The sequence below is a fragment of the Nocardioides sp. genome (assembly GCA_037045645.1).
Taxonomy (GTDB): Bacteria; Actinomycetota; Actinomycetes; order Propionibacteriales; family Nocardioidaceae; genus Nocardioides.
This window is the reverse complement of sequence record JBAOIH010000001.1, coordinates 729,546-749,621: the sequence shown is the minus strand read 5'-3', so window position 1 is coordinate 749,621 and position 20,076 is coordinate 729,546. Positions and strand designations below refer to the sequence as shown.

The window sequence follows — 20,076 nt, the reverse complement described above, 5'->3', positions numbered from 1 at the left end:
CTCGCTGACTCCCCGGCTGGCCGGGGACTCCGTACGCTGACTGGAAGTTCACTGCCATGGGGTGACAGTGAACTTCCCCGTTAGTTATCCACAGCCTGAACGAACGCGGTGGCGCACGCCGACTCGGCGCGGCAGGGTCGAGACATGACCAACTCGCGCTCCCGCTCCACCTTCACTCTCGACCGCGCACGTCAGGTGCTGGATCTCCAAGACGGAGTGATCTCGCGGGCTCAACTCACGGCGGTTGGCGCTAAGGAGCACGACATCAGGCGCCTGATTCGTCAGCGCCATCTCACGGTGCTGCACCCGGGCGTGCTGATCAACCACACCGGCGCCCCGAGTTGGCAGCAGCGCGCGTGGGCGGCGGTGCTGTACGCGTGGCCAGCGGCGCTGGCCGGGCAGTCCGCACTTCGTGCCGAGAACGGCCCTGGTTGGCGAGGCTGCGCCGAGACGGACCCGATCGAGGTGGCGATCTCGCAGTCCCGGCGCGCGGTCGCACCGCCGGGCGTACGAATCCGGCGAGTCACCCAGTTCGACACCCGAGTCCGACTCGACAAGCATCCTCCGCGGGTGCGGGTCGAGGAGGCCACGTTAGATGCAGCCATCGCGGCAACCGACGATTTCGCCACGATCGAGGTGTTGGCTGCGGCGGTCAGATCGAGACTCACGACAGCGACTCGACTGCAAGAGGCTCTTGAGGAACGCGACCGCGTGCCTGCACGCGACTGGATGCTGGCCTTGCTCCTGGACATCGCGAAGGGGACCCAGTCGGTGTTGGAGCATGGCTACCTGTCGTACGTCGAACGCGCGCACGGTCTGCCGCACAGTGTGCGCCAACTGCGCGCGCGTGGCTCGCGCGGGGCCGTCTATCGCGATGTCTCGTATGTCGAATACGACACTCATCTCGAACTGGATGGACGACTCGACCATGACACCGTCGCGGGCAAGGACGCCGACCTCGATCGCGATCTCGATGCCGCGGTGAGTGGGGCGCGTACGGCCAGACTCGGGTGGGGTCAGGTGTATCGCCGCCCGTGCGTCACCGCCGCGAAGGTCGCGAGGATCCTTCGCGCGCAGGGTTGGGCCGGCCGGCCCCACGCATGTGGGCCCGGGTGCACCATCACCCAACAGTTCGCGGCGTGAGTGCGAAGCATCGGCCGATTAGCGGGGAAGATCGCTGTCACCCGGTGGCAGTAATCTTCCAGCTAGTTGGATGCTCCGTGCGCCGGGGACAGGGCCAACTCGGACTCGGTGTGCTCCGCCTTCGAGACACACAGCATGCCGCCCCAGGTCTCGCGCAGCTTGGCTTCGGCACCCGCGAGATCCTCAGTCACCCGCACGTTGAGGATCAACTTGGTGGGGTCGTTCATCGCGAGTTCCTCCTCGATGCCCGCGGGCTGCCTGCCGAACAGCGGATTGGGCGAGTGGTCGACCCAGACGGTCGAGAATCCGGGGAGCTTCTGGGCGGCAGCGGTCGTACGATCCCTGCTCTCCTCGGTCGTCTTGTCGGGGTCGAGCACCTGCCAACCCCCGGACGGCTCGGGGCACGGCGAGGAGAAGTCGGGCGTAGGAGCAGCGGCCACGTCATAGAGCGCAGCGGGGATCGCGCTCTCGTACGCCAGGCGTGTCCCGTCCCAGGTGCCCGTCACCGAGAACTCGCCCCACGTCACCTGACCGGACGTCTCGTGCTCGGGATGCTCGGCCCATTCCCAGCCCGCTAGCGCAGGGCCGTCGCACTGGGGCGGCAGTGACTGCAACACCCCACCCAGGCACAGCTTGGGACCTTCGCCCTCATCGAGGACCGTCGCCAGGTGGGCGCTCGTCACCCGGACCGGCGACGCGGGAAGCGCCGTCGGCATCGAGACCGTGATCGATGCCGGGTCTTGCGCCACGTCGTTGCTCCCATGTGCGCCACACCCCGTCGCGAGCAAGGCGAGCACCACCAGCGTCTGTCTCCGCATGGCACTTTGACGCCGGTCGGAGTTGGTCGGTTCCCACCGAGGAGACCGGGTGCGGAGGTTTCGAGACGGGCCGCCTCCTCAACCACCGACCGGTCAGCGTTTCGTCACCGACAACGTGAACCACGTCGACCGCAGCCCGAACTGCAAGCGCAGCGAGTCGCCGGACGCGATCACCGACCCGCGCGAGCCGATCAACTTCGCCTGCTGGATCCGGCCGCCCCAGTCGCCATTGCCGTCACGGGAGGTGACCACGATCTGCTGCAGGTCGCCGATGGTGGGGTATGCCGCCTCGAAGCTCGCGTCCGTCAGCGTGCGCGTCCAGTCGTGGACGGGGTTGCCGTCCCACCCGTCGTAGGGATCGGCCTGGGCCTTCAGATAGGACATCGAGCCCGCCGCGGTCCAGCCGCCGCTGCTGGCGGAGAACTGCGTGAACGCGGGCGCGGCGCCAGCCGAGACGACCTGTCCGCGAGTGGCCTTGATCGCCTCATCAGCCAACGGATGCTCGAAGTTCACCCCGCCATAGACCTGGCATGAGGTCGTGTCGCAGATGTCGTAGTAGGAGCCGGGCTCGGTGCGCTCGAAGGCGGCGTACGTGCGCGCGGCGATCGCCTGGGCCTGCACTGCCGAAGCACTCCATGAGGCGGGGATCTCGCGTGGCACCACTCCGCGCAGGTATTGCTCAAACGTCGGGACATTGACCGTGTCGCGCGCGCTCGAGAATGCCCCACGCGAGGGGGCCGAACGCAACGGCCCGCGATAGCCGTACGTCCCGCTCGGCGTCTCAAGTCGCAGCACACCGCGGGCGACAAACTCGGCCGCGCCCGGCAACGTGTGCAGGGTTCGCCAGCCGCGACGTCGTTGCGTCTGTACGAGCGTCGAGTTCACTCCCCCCGCGATGAGCCGGAATCGAGCAGGACCAGTCGGCAGCGCGATCTTCGTCGAGCCGACCGACCGCACGAAGAGACGTTTGCGACCGCGTACGACGACGTCATCGGTCGTGTCACCGGTGAGCAGCACGCGAAGTCGTCCAGAAACCGCGCCAAGGGACGTCCCGGGGTAATAGAACGACACGATCTGCTGACTGCTGAGCCCCTCCATCGCCGCGCCCTGCGCGCCGTACTGACTCATGCCGCGACCGTGGCCATACCCGTGACCGGTCAACGTGATCGTCGCCTTCGCGGGGATCGTGAAGGTGTCGGTGCCGCGCTTGATCGGACGGTCCCAGGAGGCGCCAGCGGGCGCCGAGGTGACGGCCAGGAGAGTGGTCGTGGCGGCAGCGAGCAGCAGGCGGCTGAGGTGTCGCATTGGGGAAGGCACTCCGAGGCGTCTGGGGTCGTTGTGACACATCCATACGTATGTGGCGGATGTGACGAATGGCCATGGCATCACGACGTCGAGGCACCCGACAAGGGGCGCGTGATAACTACAGATCTGTAGTTCGCAGAGTCATGCCAGAGAGGTCAGACCCCGTGCAGTTGCCGCGCCGCCTCGGCGACCGACCCGCTCATCGACGGATACACCGTAAACGCGTGCGCTACCTGGTCCACCGTGAGGCCCACCTCGACGGCCAGTGACACCGCGTGGATCAGTTCCGAGGCTCGCGGTGCCACCACCACTCCCCCGACCAGGGTCCCGGTGCCACGGCGGGCAAAGAGTTTCACGAAGCCGTCCTCGACTCCTTGCATCTTGGCGCGGGCATTGCCAGCCAGGGGCAACATCACGCACTCGGCCTGGTTGGTGCCGTCGTCGATGGATTGCTGCGACCAGCCGACCGTGGCGATCTCTGGTGAGGTGAAGACATTTGCCGAGACCTTGTCGAGGTCGAGTGGGGCGACGGCATCACCCAGGAAGTGCCACATCGCGATCCGTCCCTGCATCGCGGCGACCGAAGCGAGCATGAAGACACCGGTGCAGTCTCCGGCGGCATAGATGCTGCGAGTCGACGTACGCGACACCTTGTCGACCTGGATGAAGCCGCCCTGGTCGAGTTCGACCCCGGCCTCTTCCAGCCCGAGTCCGGCCGTGTTGGGCACCGAACCGAGCGCCAGGATGCAGTGGCTGCCGGTCACGCTTCGCCCATCGGTCAGGGTCACCGTGACGTCATCGCCATCTCGGGTGACGGACTCCATGCGCGACTTGCCCAGCACCTGCATCCCGCGCCGCGTGAGCACATCCTCAAGCACGGTGGCCGCGTCGGCATCCTCTCCCGGGAGCACCCGATCGCGCGAGGAGACCAAGGTGACCTCTGCGCCCAGCGACAAGTAGGCACTGGCGAACTCAAGGCCCGTAACCCCTGAGCCCACCACGATCAGGTGCTCGGGGACGTCGGTGAGGTTGTAGACCTGCTCCCAGGTCAGGATTCGTTCGCCGTCGGGCTGGGCGCTGGGGAGTACGCGTGGGGCCGCGCCGGTCGCGACGAGCAGCGCATCGCCTTCGACGATCTCCTCCCCTCCGCTATTGAGAGCGACCGCCACCTTGTGCGGACCTGCGAGCCGACCACGCCCATGCACGACGCGTACGCCGTCACGCTCCAAGCGAGCGGTGATGTCGTCGGACTGCTCGGCGGCCAGGGCAAGCACTCGTCTGTTCACCTTGGCCAGGTCGACACTGATCCAGCCTGCCTTCTGTCGAGCCATGTCGGTCACGCGCATGCCCAGGTCGCGCGAGCCGATGACATCGGTCATCAACTCCGCCGAGGCGATCAGCGTCTTGCTCGGCACGCAGTCGGTCAGGACGGCGCTGCCGCCCACGCCGTCGGAGTCGATCAACGTGACCTCGGCTCCGAGTTGCGCGGCCACGTGCGCCGCTTCGTACCCACCCGGGCCACCGCCCATGATCACAACGGCGCTTTGCTGACTCATGTCCTCATTCTTGCAAGGACCAGGCACCGGCGTGGCGCACGCGCCGCTGCCTTCACCGGACGAGACGCCACCCGGTCGTGAGCGATCAGGCGATGTCGAGTCTGATCGGGCCGTACGAGAGCGTTTGCACTGCGCCGTTCACCGTGGCACTCGAACTGATGTAGTAGTTGGTGCTCGACCTCTGTTGCTGCTCGGATTCCCACGCGAAGGTCGCCAGGCAGGCGGTGCCGTTAGCGGGCGTGAAGGCACCGGTGTAGGTGCTGGTGTAGGCGTAGTAGGTACCCCTGTTGTAGGACTTGTTGGCCTTGGTCGTGTCCCGGGTCAGGGTGGTCCACAGGCCCGCGGTGTCGTACGTGGTGTTGCGCGTGAACGTCAGCGAGTTGGACGAGAACCAATAGGTCACACTCACGTTCGTCACGGTCGTGGTGGTCAAGCTGTTTTCGATGCAGTAGCCAGGGGCGGGCGGCGGCGCGGACACGTAGGAGGAGTAGACCTTATAGCGGTATCGGCCGTCCTGGTCGGTCGTGCTCCTCCACGTGCTGTTGATCGTGGTGTTGCCGTGGATGACGTACGTGGGCGCAGGTGTCGCGGCCACGGCCGGAGCTGCAGACGTCAGGGCCACGACAGGAGCGGTCCAGGCGGCACCACGGGCTACCCCACGTCGAGTCACCGCCTTCGACATCCGAGTCTGGTCGATAGGTCGGTCGTGCGACATGAGTCCCCCCACAGGATTCGTTGCGCAGGCACCCCCATGGCGCCCGCGCGGAGGCTCAAGTCTTTGTCGGACTCAACCTCCTCACCACCTCCGGAAGGGTAAAATGTCGACCGCCACACCGGATCAGCCCCGGGCGGACACCCCAGGGATCAGAGATTGATCATGTGGCCCGCGATGCCGTGCACGGCCTCCTTGACCGCCTCGGTCAGCGTCGGGTGCGCGAAGACGTTGCGCGCAACCTCATCGGCGGTCAGGTCCCATTGCTGGGCCAGCGTGAGCACCGGCAACAACTCGGTCACGTCCGGGCCGATCATGTGCGCACCGAGGATCTCGTTGTGCTCGGCATCGGCCACGACCTTGACGAAGCCGACCGCCTCGCCCAGGCCCATCGCCTTGCCGTTGGCGGTGAAGGGGAACGTCGCGGTCTTGACGTCGTACCCCTTCTCCTTGGCCTGGGCCTCCGAGTAACCGAAGGACCCGATCTGGGGCATGCAGTAGGTCGCACGCGGGATCATGTCGAAGTTGACCGGCATCGTCTCGGCACCTGCGATGGTCTCGGCCGCAACGATGCCCATCGCCTCGGCGACGTGGGCAAGCATCATCTTGCCGGTGCAGTCACCGATCGCATACACGTTGTCGACGTTCGTACGCCCGAACTCATCGATCTCGATGGCACCACGGTCGCTGACCTTGACGCCTACGTTCTCCAGGCCATAGCCCTCCACGCGCGGGGCGAAGCCGAAGGCGGAGAGGAACTTGTCGGCCTCGAGGACCTCCTCATCCCCCTTGCCCTGGTCTCCGGCGACAGTGACCTTGACGCCGCTGCCGGTGTCCTCGACACCCTTGACGGCCGTGCTGGTCAGCACCTTCACGCCGAGCTTCTTGTAGTGCTTGGCAAGTTCCTTGGAGATGTCGGCGTCCTCAGCCGGCACCATCCGGTCCAGGAACTCCACGATCGTGACGTCGACGCCGAAGTTGGCCATCACGTACGCGAACTCGACACCGATCGCCCCCGAGCCGCCGATCACGATGCTGCTCGGGAGGTTTTCGTCGAGGATCTGCTCCTCATAGGTGACCACGTTGTCGCTGACCTCGATGCCGGGCAGCATGCGTACGGTCGCGCCGGTCGCGATGATCAGGTTGTCGAAGGTGTACGACGACTTCTCGCCCTCGTCGTTCTCGACGTCGATGCCGGTCGCGCTGGTCAGGGTGCCCCAGCCGTCGATCTCGGTGATCTTGTTCTTCTTCATCAGGAAGTGGACGCCCTTGACGATGCCCGCGCTCACCTGACGGCTGCGCTTGTGCGTGGGGCCGTACGCCATCGTCGCGTCGCCCTCGATGCCGAACTTGGCCTTCTCGTGGGTCAGCGTGTGCGCGAGTTCGGCGTTCTTGAGCAGCGCCTTGCTGGGGATGCAGCCCACGTTGAGGCAGACACCGCCCCAATAACGCTTCTCCACCACGGCCACCTTCTTGCCGAGCTGGGAGGCGCGGATGGCGGCGACGTAGCCACCGGGGCCCGCACCGAGAACAAGGACGTCGAAGTGGTTGTCAGTCACGGGTCTCACACTAGCCGTCGGCGCGAGTCTGAGTAGCCTTGCCTCTCGTGACGCTCTATGCCGCCTATGGGACCAACCTGGACCCCGCGCGCATGAGCGAACGTTGCCCACATTCGCCGTTGCAGACCACGGGCTGGCTGCTCGGCTGGCGCCTGACGTTCGGCGGCGAGGAGCACGGCTGGGACGGCGCGTTGCCGACGATCGTCGAGGATCCGCTGGAGCAGGTCTTCGTCGCGATCTATGACGTCACCGACGAGGATGCCTGCGCGCTCGACTCGTGGGAGCAGGCCGACACCGGGCTCTACCGAAAGCTGCACGTGCGGGTCGCAACGCTGGCCGGTGAGCAGGTGGCGTGGGTCTATGTGCTGGATGCGTACGAGGGTGGTCTGCCCAGCGCGTCGTCGCTGGGGTTGCTGGCCGACGCCGCCGAGGCCGCCGACGCTCCCGCCGATTATGTGACCGGGCTGCGGATGCGCCCGTGTCGCTCGATCGGGCCCTGAGCGGGCCTCCTCGCATTAGGGCGCGGCGAACAGGTCGCCGTGATCGGCGACGCGCTCCAAGGTCTCCTCGAAGCGGAACTGCCGGATCTCCAGCGGATCGTCCGCACCGGCTTCGACCTCGGCCCAGGTGAGTGGGGTCGCGACCCACGGTTGCTCGCGACCGCGCAGTGAGTAGGGCGACAGCGTCGTCTTGGAGCCGGCGTTTTGCGACCAGTCGAGGAACACCTTTCCCGTACGCCGGGTCTTGGTCATGGTCGCGGTCACCAACGTCGAGTGGGCGGCCTGGAGTTCTTCGGCCACCTCCTTGGCCAGCATGGTCGTCGTCTCGGTGTCACGGGTAGCGTCGAGGGGCGCGTACAGATGCATCCCCTTGGAGCCGGAGGTGACGGCCGTGCACGTGAGGTCACGCTCGGCGAGCGCGTCTCGTACGAGCAGCGCCACGCGCGCGCACTCGTGCAGGCCTGCGGGCTCGCCGGGGTCGAGGTCGATCACGAGCCGGTTGGGATGCTGGGGCCGCCCGTCGGCGTCGACCGTCCACTGGTGCACGTGCAACTCGATCGCGGCCAGTTGGATCAGCCAGGTCAAGGTGGCCAGGTCGTCGACGATCGGGAAGTCGATGGTGCCGGACTCGCCATCCGTACGAGAGCCGGAGGTCGGCACCGACACGGTGTGCACCCACGAGGGAGTGCCGCCGGGGACGTTCTTCTCGTAGAACGAGTTCTTCGCGACCCCGTGTGGCCAGCGGATCCGGGTGACGGCCCGATCGGCCAGGTGCGGCAGCAGCACCGGCGCGATCTGGGCGTAGTAGTTCAGCAACTCACCCTTGGTCGTGCCGGTCGCGGGATAGAGCACCTTGTCGAGATTGGTCAGGGTCAATACCTTGCCCTCGACCTCGACGCGGACTTCGGTCACGGTGCCTCCTCTCCGAGCAGATCCTCTGGTGTGAGGTCGCTGCGGATACCTTGGTACGACGGCTGGCGCAGCCGGTCGTACCCCAACCCGTGGGTGTCGAGGTCGACCACGACCAGCGGCTCAGTCCAGAAGGTGCCTGCGGCGTCGGCGCTCGGCACCTCGTCGGCGAAGGGCGAGGCGTCGACCGTCAGCGGCGTCAGCAGTTCCTGCAGGGTCCTCGCTTTGGCCCCGGCGATGCCGCTGCCGACCCGGCCGCGGTAGAGCAGCCCCGCAGTCGTCGGCTCCCCCACCAGGAGCGAGGCCAGTCGGTCGGTGGTGTCCGTCTGCGGGCGCCAGCCGCCGATGACGTACGACCCTCTGTGCCGGTGTGCTCGCTTGAGCCAGTCCTTCGAACGCTGGTCGAAGCGATAACGCGAACTGCGTCGCTTGGAGACCACGCCTTCCAGGCCTTGGGCCAAGGTCGCGTCGAAGAGCATCGCGCCGTCGTCGTACGCCCCGGGCACCTGCCAGGGGCCGAGGTCGAGCGATTCGAGGGTTTCGCGACGCTCGTCCAGGGGCCGATCGGTCAGATCGCGGCCGTCGAGGCGCAACAGGTCGAAGCACATGAAGACGACCGGGATCGACTCGACCAGTCGCGCGACCTCGGTCGCCTTGCGGACGTGCATGCGGTGCTGCAGCACCCGGAAATCCGGCACGCCGCGCTCGTTGAGCGCGATGATCTCGCCGTCGAGGAGGACGTCGCGTTCGTACGCAAGCGCGACGTCGGGCCACGCAGGCGTCACGACATTGCCGTTGCGGCTGAAGAGCCGCGCGCCGTCTGGGCCGGATTCGAGCAGGATGCGTACGCCGTCCCACTTCACCTCGTGGACCCACGCATCACCCACCGGCAGGTGTTCGGTGGGGGTGGCGAGCATCGGGCGCATGCCCGTCAGTGTGTCAGCCCTGGACCGACTCCTGGGTCAGCTCTTGCGCCAATGCCGCCGAAGCCGGGTAGTCGACCTTGCTCACCGGAGTGCGCGGCACTTCGGAGACGACGAAGATCTGCTTGGGCACCTTGTAGTTGGCGATCAACGCGTGGCAGTGGTCGCGCAGCTCCTGCTCGGTGACCTCGTGGCCGTCGCGTGGATGTACGAGTGCGGTGACCTGCTGGCCCCAGCGGGGGTGCGGGGTGCCGACGACAACCGCGTCGAAGACGCCGGGGTGGCGCTTGAGCACCGCCTCCACCTCTTCGGGGTGCACTTTCTCGCCGCCGGTGTTGATCGACACCGAACCGCGCCCGAGCAGGATGATCGAGCCGTCCTCCTCGCGCTGCGCGAAGTCACCGGGCATCACCCAGCGACGCCCGTTGACCTGCGGGAACGCGGTCGCGGTCTTGGCCTCGTCCTTGTAGTACCCCAGCGGGATGTGGCCGGTCTTGGCGAACATGCCCCGCTCGCCGACCTCCGCTGGCTGCATGTCGGCGTTGAGCACCTCCATCTCGTCGGTCATCGAGAACCGCACCGGCTTGCCCTCACCGGTGTCGATGTGGCTGCCCGAGGCGCCACCCTCCGACGAGCCGAAGATGTCGAGGATCATCTTGCCGGGGAAGGCTTCGTAGAGTTCAGCACGTACGGCCGGGGACAGCGGAGCCGCACCGTTGGAGAGCGCGGCCAGGCCGGAGAGGTCCCAGCGCTCGGGCTCGTTCATCACGGCCTCGGCGATCGGGCGTGCCATGGCGTCACCGAGGAACGCCAGCGACACCGTGCGAGACTTGGCGGCCAGGTCGAGCACCTTCGCCGCGTCGAAACTGTGCTCGGTGTAGAAGGCGATGCTCTGACCCGAGACGTGCGCGTTGCCCATGATCCACTGGCTGCCGCCGTGCATCATCGGGCCGGCGGCCATGATCACCATCGGGTTCTCGTTGGCCGCGGCCTCCTCGCCGAGCTTTTCGACCGACTCGATCGGGGCGCCATAGCGACCGGCGTTGAGCGCCGCCTTGAGGATGTCCTCGTTGCGCCACATCACACCCTTGGGATTGCCGGTCGTGCCACCGGTGTAGACGATGTAGAGGTCGTCCTCGCTGCGCTGGACATCGGGGCGCTCGGCCGACGTCTCGGCGAGCGTGGCGGCGAGGTCGTCATCGAGGACGATGATGTCGCGCAGCCGATCGGTGCGGACCTCCTCGACCGCGGCGGCGTACTCCGGGCCGACGATGGCGGCAACGGCGTCGGAGTTGTCGTAGAGGTACTCGAGTTCCTCGCGCAGGTACTTGTAGTTGATGTTGATCGGCACGGCGCGCACCTTGAGCACACCGTAGAACGCGTCGACCCACTCGATGCGGTTGTGGCTGTGGATGGCCACGTGCTCGCCCGGCTGGACGCCCAGCGACAGCAGGTGGTTGGCGACGCGGTTGGAGCGCTGGTCGAGTTCGGCGTACGAGTAGTCGCGATCGATCGTCTTGACCGCGGGGCGATCCGGCACGGAATCGGCCATCGCTTCGAGGACGTCGGCAAGGTTCAGGGGGCGGGCGGCGGGCGTCGTGGTGTCCGTCATGGCGCGAGGATAAGCGAAAACGAGAACACGTTCTAGCATTTCGATGAGGCAGGATGAACCTATGACGACGACTCCTGGCGCACCGTGCTGGACCGACCTGCTCACCACCGACGCCGACGGTGCCGCAACCTTCTATTCGACGCTCTTCGGTTGGACGGTCGGCGAGGCGTCGCAGGAGTTCGGCGGCTACCGGATGTTCTTTCGCGACGACCAGCCCATCGCCGGACTGATGCCGCTGCCGGAAGGCCCGTCGTACTGGAACATCTCGCTGGCCACCGACGACCTCGACACCACACTGGCGAAGGCTGCCGCCGCAGGCGCGCAGATCGTGCAGCCGGCGGTCCCAATCGCGGATATGGGCCGCTCCGCCACATTGATTGACCCCACGGGCGTGGTGGTCGGCGCCTGGGAAGCTGGCACGTTCCCCGGTTTCCTCACGCGCGGCGAGGTCGGCGCGCCGATGTGGTTCGAGGTGCTGAGCAAGGACTACGCGATCTCGGTGGCCTTCTATCGCGACGTCTTCGGTTGGGACGTGCACACGATGAGCGACTCCGACGACTTCCGCTATGCCACGCTCGGCGAGAACGAGTCGTCGTTGGCCGGGATCATGGATGCATCGGGATTCCTCGGCGAGGACCCGGCCCGCTGGCAGTTCTATGTGCAGGTCGAGGACACCGACGCTGCGATCGAGCAGGCGACCGAACTCGGGGGTGCCTTGATCATCGGTCCCGACGACACGCCGTACGGGCGATTGGCGACGCTGGTCGACCCCAATGGCGTGATCTTCTTGGTGTCCCAGGACACGAACGAAGGAGCCTGACGTGCGCGCGATCTGGAAGGGCTCGGTCTCCTTCGGCCTGGTGTCGGTGCCGGTCAAGGTCTATGCCGCCACCGAATCCCACGACATCTCGTTTCGTCAGGTCCATGCCAAGGACGGCGGCCGGATCAAGTATCAGCGGGTCTGCTCGATCGACGGCGAGGAGGTGGAGTACGCCGACATCGCCAAGGGTTATGAGACCGAGGACGGCGAGATGGTGATTCTCAGCGACGACGACCTGGCGCAGTTGCCCGCAGTCGCCAGCCGTGAGATCGGCGTGGAGAAGTTCGTCCCGCGCGAGCAGATCGACCCGATGCTGTTCGAGAAGTCCTACTACCTGGAGCCGGAGAAGAGCGGCGCCAAGGCGTACGCCCTGCTGCGCGAGGCACTCACCGACACCGACCGCGTGGCCTTGGCCACGGTCGCCCTGCGTCAGCGCAAGAGCGTCGCGGTGTTGCGGGTCAAGCCGACCGAGAACGGTGACGTGATCGTGCTGCAGACGATGATGTGGCCCGACGAGGTGCGTGAGCCCGACTTCTCCGTGGAGGCCGGCGAGGTGAAGGACGCCGAGGTCAAGATGGCGCATCTGCTCGTCGAGACGCTCGCGGGAGACTTCGACCCGGCGGAGTTCGAGGACGACTACGCCGAGGCCGTCGAGACTCTGGTCAAGGCCAAGATCGAGGGCGGCGAGGTCAAGAAGACCGAGAAGTCGACCAAGTCGTCCGGTGAGGTCGTCGACCTGCTCGCGGCCCTGCAGAAGTCGGTCGCCGCTGCCAAGGAGTCGCGCGGCGAGAGCGGCGAGAAGAGCGCGACTGCCGCCGCGACCGAGGCGAAACCGGCGAAGAAGACCTCCAAGAAGAAGGCCGGCTGAAACTTCTGCCGACTCGGCGGGAATTACTGCCGACTCGGCGGGAATTACTGCCGACTCGGCGGGGATATCTGCTGACTCGGCTACTCGCCGCGGGCCTGGGGGGTGTCGGGCGTACGCCCCACGAACCGGGCGAAGACCGCGTCCGAGAGCCTCGGCGCTAGCACGCCGAGAAGTTCGCCCGGGGTGCCGACGCGCTCGTTGACCACGACGGGGCGATCCTCCAGCGCGCGTACGACGCGCTCGGCCGCTTCGACCGCGGTGATCGCCCGGTTGTCCTCCCCTGCTCCGGTCGGCACCAGCATCTTGGTCTTGACCGCACCGAGGCGCAGGTTGGTGAAGGTGACGTTGTCGTCGTACGTCTCGCGCCCGACGATGCGCGACCAGGTGTCGAGGGCGGTCTTGGAGGCCAGGTAGGCGCTGAACTTCGGCGCCTTGAGCTGCACCCCCCACGACAACACGTTGACGACATGACCGAACCGCTGCTCGCGCATCACGGGCAGCAGCGCCAGGGTGAGCCGGACGGGCGCGAAATAGTTGATCGCCATCGTCCGCTCGACGTCGTGGAAGCGGTCGTACGACAACTCCACCGAGCGGCGGATCGAACGACCGGCGTTGTTGACGAGGTAGTCGACCGCGCCGTGCTCATCGAGCACCGCCTCGACCAGTGCCGAGACCGAGTCGGCATCGGTGAGGTCGCAGGGGTAGGTGTACGCCACCCCGCCCGCGTCCTCGATCGACTCGGCGGTGATCGCGAGTTCGTACGCGCGCCGCGCCACCAGCAGCACCGTGGCGCCACGGGCGGCCACAGCACGTGCGGTGGCAGCACCGATGCCTGACGACGCGCCGGTGATCAGCACGACCTTGCCGGTCAGCGGCGAGGGGCCCTGGGTCCCACGAGCACGATCGAAGAGACGCAGGGCGCGTTGGCGAGGTGTCTCGAAGAGAAGTCCCACGGCGGGTGACCCTAGCCCGCAGCGATCAGCGGCCAGGGGCGAGCCTGCTCGATCTGAGCCGAGAGCGACAACAAGGTGGGCTCGCCGTCAGTAGGCCCGACCAGTTGCACGGCGGTGGGGAGACCGTCGTCGGCGACCCCACACGGCACCGATGCGGCCGGGTTGCCCGCGACGTTCCACAGCGCGGCGTACGCGATCGCGGGCATCGCTCGCAACGAGGACCGGATGGTGCCGGTGCCGTCGATGATGCCGACCTTGGGTGGGCGGTGCGCGATCGCAGGCGTGAGCAACACGTCGACCTCCTCGAAGATCCGGTTTGCCTTGGCCGACACCGCCTCGGTGCGGCGCAGCGCCCACTCGATCACCTTCGGCGTCACCCAGGTGCCGAGGCGATAGGTCTGGCGGGTGCGGCGTTCGAGTCGAGAAAAATGCTCCACCTCATCGGCTTCGGTGCGGATCCCGGCGAAGAACTGCGGTACGAAGGCCGCCGTGGGATCGGGGTAGCGCGGGTCGACCTCCCGGACTTCGTGGCCGAGTTCGGCCAGCAGATCGGCCGCGTCGTGGACGGCTTGCACGTGCAGCGGATCGGGCCGTACGCCCAGTGCCACCGGCTTGGTCGACCATCCGACACGCAGCCGTCCCGGATCCCGGCGAGCGGCCTCCGCGAACGAGCCGACGGGCTTGGCCTGATAGCGGTCAGCGGGGAGATTGCCCTGGATGACGTCGTAGAGCAGCGCGGAGTCGAGGACGGTGCGGGTGAGCGGGCCAGCCGTGCCGAGTGCCCACCACAGGTGCTCCATCGGCGCGGTCGTGACCCGACCGCGCTGCGGCTTCAGCCCGAAGAGACCGCACGCGGCAGCCGGGATGCGGATCGAACCGCCCCCGTCACCGCCGATGCCCGCCGGGACGAGCCCGGCCGCGACTGCGGCGGCCGTACCCCCACTCGAGCCACCCGGCGACCGCGCCGGATTCCACGGGTTGCGAGTCGGCCCGTAGGCATCGGACTCGGTATAGGGAAACGCACCGAACTCGGGCATCAACGTCTTCCCGACGATCACCGCACCGGCCGCGCGCAGCCGGCGTACGACCTCGCCGTCGGCCGAGGCAGGGGTCGAGTTGGCCCGGCCGCCGAACGTCGTCACACAGCCGACGACGTCGACCTCCTCCTTGATGGCCAGCGGCACCCCGTGCAAGGGGCCACGCGCCTCGGCCGGGAGCGCATCGAGTCTGACTGCCTGCTCTCGGGCCTGCTCGGCGAGCACCACAGAGAAGGCGTTGAGCGCCGGGTTGCCCGAACCGATCGCTTCCAGAGTCGCCTCGGTGACCTGTCCGGCCGTCCAGGTGCCCCCCTGGGTCGCGAGCACGATCTCGGCGACGGAGGCGGTCGGCGAAGGCCCGGAATCGGGAGCGCTCATGGCAATCCTGGCTCACGCCCCGACCAAGCCGCGTACGACGCGCAGCGCCACCGAGAGCCGGGCGAGGTCGCCGCCCTCCTCCTTGGTGATGTCCGTCAGCGTCGACGTCGCGCGCTGGATCAGCACCTCGTCACCGGCCTCCCATTCGGCAACCCGATCGGCTGCCGATCCCGACTGCGTCGACTGGAGGATCTCTCCCGTCAGGCTTGCGTGCACCGCGTAGAGATCGTCGCGCAGGGACGATCGCGCCATCGTCTGCCAGCGGTCGTCGCGTGGCAGCGCCAAGATCCGCGACACCAATGCCGGCAGACCCAACCGCTCCCCGAGCGCGAAGTGCAGCTTGGCGATCTCCAAGGCGTCCCCGCCGAGACGGTCCGCGATCTCGACGATGCCGAGCAGGTGGTAGGCCGGGTGCAGCACCGCGACCTTGGTCGCGAGTTCCTCCGGCACGCCTGCCGAGACCAGGCCATCGCGACGCGCCTCGAAGGCGGCGAGTTCGCCGCCGGTGATGATCTCCGGCAGGTCGGCCATCAGACGTTGCACCGGCACCGAGAAGAACTCGCTGGTCGCCTCACTGTCCAGCGGAGCGCGCCGGTTGGTGATCAACCAACGCGAGGCCCGCTCGACCAGCGTACGCATCTCGATGCGCATCTGCGTCTGGAGCTCCGCATCGATCGAATTGTCGTAGGTCTTGAGTTCGTCTCGCAGCGCGAGCGAGCCGAAGATCTCGCGCGCCACGAAGTTGGCGTTGGTGAGTTCGGCCGCCGTTGCTCCCGTCTCCCCCGCCAGCCGAGGCCAGAAGGTCAGACCGGCGCCGTTGACCAGGTCGTTGACGACCTGGGTCACGATGATCTCCCGCTTCAGCGGGTGGTCGAGCATCTGCTCGCGATACCCGTGCCGCATCTTCGTCGGGAAGTAGACGAACAGATCGGTGTGCAGGAACGGGTCGTCGGGCAGATCCGAGGCGAGCAGTTCGTCAGCCAAGACGATCTTCGTCCACGCCATCAGCACCGAGAGTTCGGGCACCGAGAGACCCTGGCCGCGGTCGAGACGGCGACGCACCTCCCGCGAGGACGGCAAGCCCTCCAACTCGCGGTCGATCACGTGATCGGCCTCGAGCTTCTTCATCCACGACTCGTGCACGTGCAGCAGTGGCGCGCCGTGGGCTGCCGCGTTGGCCAGAGCAAGGTTCTGCTCGTAGTTGTCTCGCAGCACGAGTTCGGCGACCTCGTCGGTCATCTCGGCCAAGCAGCTTGTTGCGCTGCTTCTGGGTGAGGTCGCCAGCAGCCACCACGCGATCGAGCAGGATCTTGATGTTGACCTCGTGGTCGGAGGTGTCGACACCGGCCGAGTTGTCGATGAAGTCGGTGTTGATCCGACCACCCTCGCCACCGCAGCCGCGCCGTGCGTACTCGATGCGGCCCAACTGGGTGAAGCCGAGGTTGCCGCCCTCCCCTACGCACTCGGCGCGCAGGTCCTCGCCGTTGACCCTGATCGGGTCGTTGGCCTTGTCGCCGGCGTCGGCGTTCGACTCGTCGGAACTCTTGACGTATGTCCCGATGCCGCCGTTCCAGAGCAGGTCGACCGGTGCCACCAGGATCGCGCGCATCAACTCGGCCGGGGTCAGCTTGTCGACCCCCTCGTCGATGCCGAGCGCCTCACGGATCGCGTCGTTGAGCGGGATCGACTTGGCCGCACGCGAGAACACGCCGCCGCCGCTGGAGATCAGTGAGGTGTCGTAGTCCTGCCACGACGACCGCGGCAACTCGAAGAGCCGCTTGCGCTCGGCGTACGACGCGGCCGCGTCGGGCTGCGGGTCGAGGAAGATGTCGCGGTGGTCGAACGCCGCGACGAGCCGGGTGTGCTCCGAGCAGAGCATCCCGTTGCCGAACACGTCGCCGGACATGTCGCCGATGCCGACGGCCGTGAAGTCCTCGGTCTGGCAGTCGATCCCACGCTCGCGGAAGTGTCGCTGCACCGAGACCCAGGCACCGCGCGCGGTGATGCCCATCGCCTTGTGGTCATAGCCGACCGAGCCGCCCGAGGCGAACGCGTCCCCGAGCCAGAAGCCGTAGTCCTGGGAGACTCCGTTGGCGATGTCGGAGAAACTCGCCGTGCCCTTGTCGGCCGCGACGACCAGATAGGCGTCGTCGCCGTCGTGGCGTACGACGTCGCGCGGCGGCACCGTCTCCCCCTCGACGAGGTTGTCGGTGACGTCCAGCAGGCCGGAGATGAAGGTGCGATAGCAGGCGATGCCCTCGGCCAGCCACGCCTCGCGGTCACTGGAGTCAGGCAACTGCTTGCAGATAGAAGCCGCCCTTGGCTCCCACCGGCACGATCACGGTGTTCTTGACCATCTGCGCCTTGACCAGGCCCAGGACCTCGGTGCGGAAGTCGTCGCGGCGGTCCGACCAACGCAGGCCACCGCGCGCGACCGAGCCGAAGCGCAGATGCACTCCCTCGACACGAGGCGAGTAGCACGAAGATCTCGAACTTCGGACGCGGGGCCGGGAGGTCCGGGATCTCGGACGGGTCGAGCTTGAACGAGATGTACGGTCTTGGGCTGCCCGTCGGCATCCGGCTGGTAGTAGTTGGTCCTCAGCGTGCCCTCGATGTGGGCCAGATAGGACCGCAGGATCCGGTCGTGGTCGAGGCTGGCCACGTCCTCCAAGGCTGCACCGATGCGCTCGTGGAGGTCGGCGATGGCCGTCGTACGCCGCTCGTCGTCGGCGCCGCCGTTGAAGGCCTCGGGGTCGAACCTGGCGCGGAAGAGTTCGACGAGCAGGCGCACGATGTCGACGTTCGAGACGCAGCGCGTCCACGATCGAGTCGTACGCGAACGGGCTGCTGCCCTGGCGCATGTACTTGGCGCAGGCGCGCAGCGCAGCCACCTGTCGCCAGGTGAGCCCGGCCTTGAGGATCAGCGTGTTGAAGCCGTCGATCTCGTTGCGACCGTCCCAGATCGCGCGCAGGCAGTCTTGGAATCGCTCCCGATCGTCCAGGGAAAGCGCGTCACCGGGATAGCGCAGGCCGAACTCGTAGATGTAGGTCGGCTGGTCGAGCATCAAGCCGTACGGCCGCTCGTCCACCACGTCGACACCCAGTGAGGAGATCATCGGCAAGACGGCTGACAGCGAAAGCGGCGAGCCGATCCGGAAGATCTTCAGGCGGGCCTCACCACGACCCGAGTCGATCTTCTCCAACAGCATCAGGTCGATCGCATCCCCGTTCGCGTCCGGGCGCAGATCCTCCAGGCGCGCGACATCGGCGGCACCGATGCCGGACGCGAAGTCTTCCTTGTACGCCTCCGGGAACGCGTTGACGTACTTGCGGCTCAGCCGGGCGCCGACCTCCTCTCCGAAGTCGGCGTTGATCGCGGAAGCCAGACCGTCACGCCACGAACGCGTGATGTCGATGAGTTTGCGTTCGAGTTCGGGCTGGCGGAAGTCCTTGATCAACTCGCCCTTCTCGGGCCGCACCACGAAGTGCACCTGCGCCATGCTCGACTCGCCGAGTCGTACGCTGAAGTCGACGCTCTCACCGCCGAGTTCGTCGCGCAACGTGCGCGCCATCTTCTCCCGCACCGCGGTGTTGTAGCGGTCGCGCGGCAGGTAGACCAGGCACGAGACATAACGCCGATAGGTGTCGCGGCGGATGAAGAGCCGCAACTGTCGGCGTTCGCGCGTGAGCATCACCGACTCGGCGATCGGCAGGATCTCGTCGCTCGGCGTCAGGAAGAGTTCGTCACGGGGGTAGTTCTCCAGCACGTTGAGCAACTGCTTGCCGGTGTGGCTGGAGTCGTCGATGCCGACGTTGTCGAGCAGACGCTGGGCCTTCTCCCGCAACAGCGGGATGCGCAAGACCGATTCGGTGTAGGCCGCGGCCGAGAACAGCCCGAGGAAGCGCCGCTCACCGATCACGTCACCGGCCTCGTCGAACTTCTTGACGCCGACGTAGTCGAGGTATGCATTGCGGTGCACGGTCGCCTTGGAATTGGCCTTCGCCAGCACCAGCAGGTGCTGCTCGCGAGCCCGCTCGCGTTGTGGCGGCGGCAGGCTCTGGAATGACTTGGACCGCACCTGGTCCCCGCGCAGGATGCCGAATCCGGTGCCGGGCACGGCGGCGAGGGCGAGTTCGTCGCCCTCGGCGCGCAACTCGTACTCGCGGAACCCCAAGAAGGCGAAGTGGTCGTCAGCCAGCCAGCGCAGGAAGTCGAGTCCATGGGCGAACTCGTCGGCATCGATCTTGCTGGGGGATTCTTCTCGAACTCGGTGACGATCTCCAGCGCCTTGGCGCGCATCCGCGGCCAGTCCTCGACCGCGTCACGCACGTCGCGCAACACCTTGTGCAGCGCCTCTTCGATGGCGGTGAGTTCTGCCGGGTCGCTGACCCGGTCGATCTCCAGGTGCATCCACGACTCACGGATCGTTTCGAGTCCACTCTCGTCGATATGTCCTTCGGCGGCGTTGTCCGCGGACTCGGCCAGATCGACACCGCTGATCTCGATGTCGCGCAACTCACCGGCGAGGTCACGGCGCACCTCGAACAGCGGGTGCAGCGCGACGTGGACGTTGTGGTCGAGCTCGTTGAGGGTCATCGTCATCGAGTCGACCAGGAACGGCATGTCATCAGTGACGATCTCGACGACCGTGTGTCCGGCGGCCGACCATCCCGTGCTCGCGATCGAGGGGTTGAAGACCCGAATCGTGGCGGTGCCCTGAGGGCGAGACGCGGCGAACTTGTAGTGCGACGTCAACGCTCCATAGACGTCCACCTCACTGCGTTCGACCACGTCCTCGTCGGCGATGTGGCGGAAGTAGGCGGCGATCAGTGCCTCGACATCGGCAGCGGCGGGACCACCGCCACCACGCGACTTCCTGGCCAGCTCAGCGGCTCGGGCGAGCAGTTCGGACTTGCGGTCATCGGTGGACGTCATTGTCACGATTCCGACCATATCGGCCCCGAGCGCGAGAACTCTCCTGG

At 67.0% G+C, this 20,076-nt stretch carries 14 protein-coding genes and 1 pseudogene; 4 read left to right on the top strand and 11 right to left on the bottom strand.

The genetic code is table 11. The annotated features are described in order from the left end of the window. Window positions 1-144 precede the first annotated feature (144 nt). Window positions 145-1,143 (top strand): hypothetical protein, encoded by a 999-nt coding sequence (locus V9G04_03625; protein MEI2712394.1) that lies wholly within the window; start codon window positions 145-147, stop codon window positions 1,141-1,143. A gap of 62 nt (window positions 1,144-1,205) precedes the next feature. Here V9G04_03625 and V9G04_03620 read toward each other — a convergent pair whose 3' ends face one another. The 5 genes from V9G04_03620 to lpdA form a co-directional block, all read right to left on the bottom strand. After that, window positions 1,206-1,961, bottom strand: coding sequence for a hypothetical protein (locus tag V9G04_03620; GenBank protein MEI2712393.1), 756 nt, complete (start codon window positions 1,959-1,961; stop codon window positions 1,206-1,208). A 93-nt stretch (window positions 1,962-2,054) separates the two neighbouring features. Continuing rightward, window positions 2,055-3,266: a SpoIID/LytB domain-containing protein gene (locus tag V9G04_03615; GenBank protein ID MEI2712392.1), complete on the bottom strand. Its 1,212-nt coding sequence runs from the start codon at window positions 3,264-3,266 to the stop codon at window positions 2,055-2,057. Window positions 3,267-3,421: 155 nt separating this feature from the next. After that, window positions 3,422-4,822 (bottom strand): NAD(P)H-quinone dehydrogenase, encoded by a 1,401-nt coding sequence (locus V9G04_03610; protein ID MEI2712391.1) that lies wholly within the window; start codon window positions 4,820-4,822, stop codon window positions 3,422-3,424. Between the two features lie 85 nt (window positions 4,823-4,907). Further along, the gene (locus V9G04_03605) at window positions 4,908-5,537 is read right to left on the bottom strand and encodes a hypothetical protein (protein MEI2712390.1); all 630 of its coding nucleotides are present in this window, start codon (window positions 5,535-5,537) and stop codon (window positions 4,908-4,910) included. 149 nt (window positions 5,538-5,686) lie between these two features. Further along, window positions 5,687-7,093, bottom strand: coding sequence for a dihydrolipoyl dehydrogenase (gene lpdA, locus V9G04_03600; GenBank protein MEI2712389.1), 1,407 nt, complete (start codon window positions 7,091-7,093; stop codon window positions 5,687-5,689). 47 nt (window positions 7,094-7,140) lie between these two features. Between lpdA and V9G04_03595 the strand changes: the two genes are divergently transcribed. Further along, on the top strand, window positions 7,141-7,593 hold the full coding sequence (locus V9G04_03595) for a gamma-glutamylcyclotransferase family protein (GenBank protein MEI2712388.1): 453 nt from the start codon (window positions 7,141-7,143) through the stop codon (window positions 7,591-7,593). A 15-nt stretch (window positions 7,594-7,608) separates the two neighbouring features. On the opposite strand, the gene ligD (V9G04_03590) is transcribed toward V9G04_03595, so the two are convergent. The 3 genes from ligD (V9G04_03590) to V9G04_03580 are packed head-to-tail and all read right to left on the bottom strand — an operon-like array spanning window position 7,609 to window position 11,037. Then, the gene (ligD, locus tag V9G04_03590) at window positions 7,609-8,505 is read right to left on the bottom strand and encodes a non-homologous end-joining DNA ligase (GenBank protein MEI2712387.1); all 897 of its coding nucleotides are present in this window, start codon (window positions 8,503-8,505) and stop codon (window positions 7,609-7,611) included. After that, complete coding sequence (gene ligD / locus V9G04_03585; GenBank protein ID MEI2712386.1) at window positions 8,502-9,428, bottom strand: non-homologous end-joining DNA ligase; 927 nt, start codon at window positions 9,426-9,428, stop codon at window positions 8,502-8,504. The genes ligD (V9G04_03590) and ligD (V9G04_03585) overlap by 4 nt, the downstream gene beginning before the upstream one ends. Window positions 9,429-9,441: 13 nt before the next feature. Beyond that, complete coding sequence (locus tag V9G04_03580) at window positions 9,442-11,037, bottom strand: AMP-binding protein (GenBank protein ID MEI2712385.1); 1,596 nt, start codon at window positions 11,035-11,037, stop codon at window positions 9,442-9,444. Between the two features lie 61 nt (window positions 11,038-11,098). Here V9G04_03580 and V9G04_03575 point away from each other — a divergent pair, with 61 nt between their 5' ends. Further along, on the top strand, window positions 11,099-11,857 hold the full coding sequence (locus V9G04_03575) for a VOC family protein (protein ID MEI2712384.1): 759 nt from the start codon (window positions 11,099-11,101) through the stop codon (window positions 11,855-11,857). Window position 11,858: 1 nt separating this feature from the next. Next, window positions 11,859-12,725, top strand: coding sequence for a Ku protein (locus V9G04_03570; protein MEI2712383.1), 867 nt, complete (start codon window positions 11,859-11,861; stop codon window positions 12,723-12,725). An 80-nt stretch (window positions 12,726-12,805) separates the two neighbouring features. Here V9G04_03570 and V9G04_03565 read toward each other — a convergent pair whose 3' ends face one another. The 3 genes and pseudogenes from V9G04_03565 to V9G04_03555 form a co-directional block, all read right to left on the bottom strand. Further along, window positions 12,806-13,678, bottom strand: coding sequence for an SDR family NAD(P)-dependent oxidoreductase (locus V9G04_03565; GenBank protein ID MEI2712382.1), 873 nt, complete (start codon window positions 13,676-13,678; stop codon window positions 12,806-12,808). 11 nt (window positions 13,679-13,689) lie between these two features. Next, window positions 13,690-15,093, bottom strand: coding sequence for an amidase (locus V9G04_03560; GenBank protein ID MEI2712381.1), 1,404 nt, complete (start codon window positions 15,091-15,093; stop codon window positions 13,690-13,692). A gap of 12 nt (window positions 15,094-15,105) precedes the next feature. Then, window positions 15,106-20,047 (bottom strand): annotated as a pseudogene (locus tag V9G04_03555) (NAD-glutamate dehydrogenase). Between the last annotated feature and the right edge of the window lie 29 nt (window positions 20,048-20,076).

What these genes read in the sequence shown, in the direction of transcription:
- V9G04_03625 (MEI2712394.1), top strand. Translation starts at nt 145, where the DNA reads ATGACCAACTCGCGCTCCCGCTCCACCTTCACTCTCGACCGCGCACGT.
- V9G04_03620 (MEI2712393.1), bottom strand. Translation starts at nt 1,961, where the DNA reads ATGCGGAGACAGACGCTGGTGGTGCTCGCCTTGCTCGCGACGGGGTGT.
- V9G04_03615 (MEI2712392.1), bottom strand. Translation starts at nt 3,266, where the DNA reads ATGCGACACCTCAGCCGCCTGCTGCTCGCTGCCGCCACGACCACTCTC.
- V9G04_03610 (MEI2712391.1), bottom strand. Translation starts at nt 4,822, where the DNA reads ATGAGTCAGCAAAGCGCCGTTGTGATCATGGGCGGTGGCCCGGGTGGG.
- V9G04_03605 (MEI2712390.1), bottom strand. Translation starts at nt 5,537, where the DNA reads ATGTCGCACGACCGACCTATCGACCAGACTCGGATGTCGAAGGCGGTG.
- ligD (MEI2712386.1), bottom strand. Translation starts at nt 9,428, where the DNA reads ATGCGCCCGATGCTCGCCACCCCCACCGAACACCTGCCGGTGGGTGAT.
- V9G04_03580 (MEI2712385.1), bottom strand. Translation starts at nt 11,037, where the DNA reads ATGACGGACACCACGACGCCCGCCGCCCGCCCCCTGAACCTTGCCGAC.
- V9G04_03575 (MEI2712384.1), top strand. Translation starts at nt 11,099, where the DNA reads ATGACGACGACTCCTGGCGCACCGTGCTGGACCGACCTGCTCACCACC.
- V9G04_03560 (MEI2712381.1), bottom strand. Translation starts at nt 15,093, where the DNA reads ATGAGCGCTCCCGATTCCGGGCCTTCGCCGACCGCCTCCGTCGCCGAG.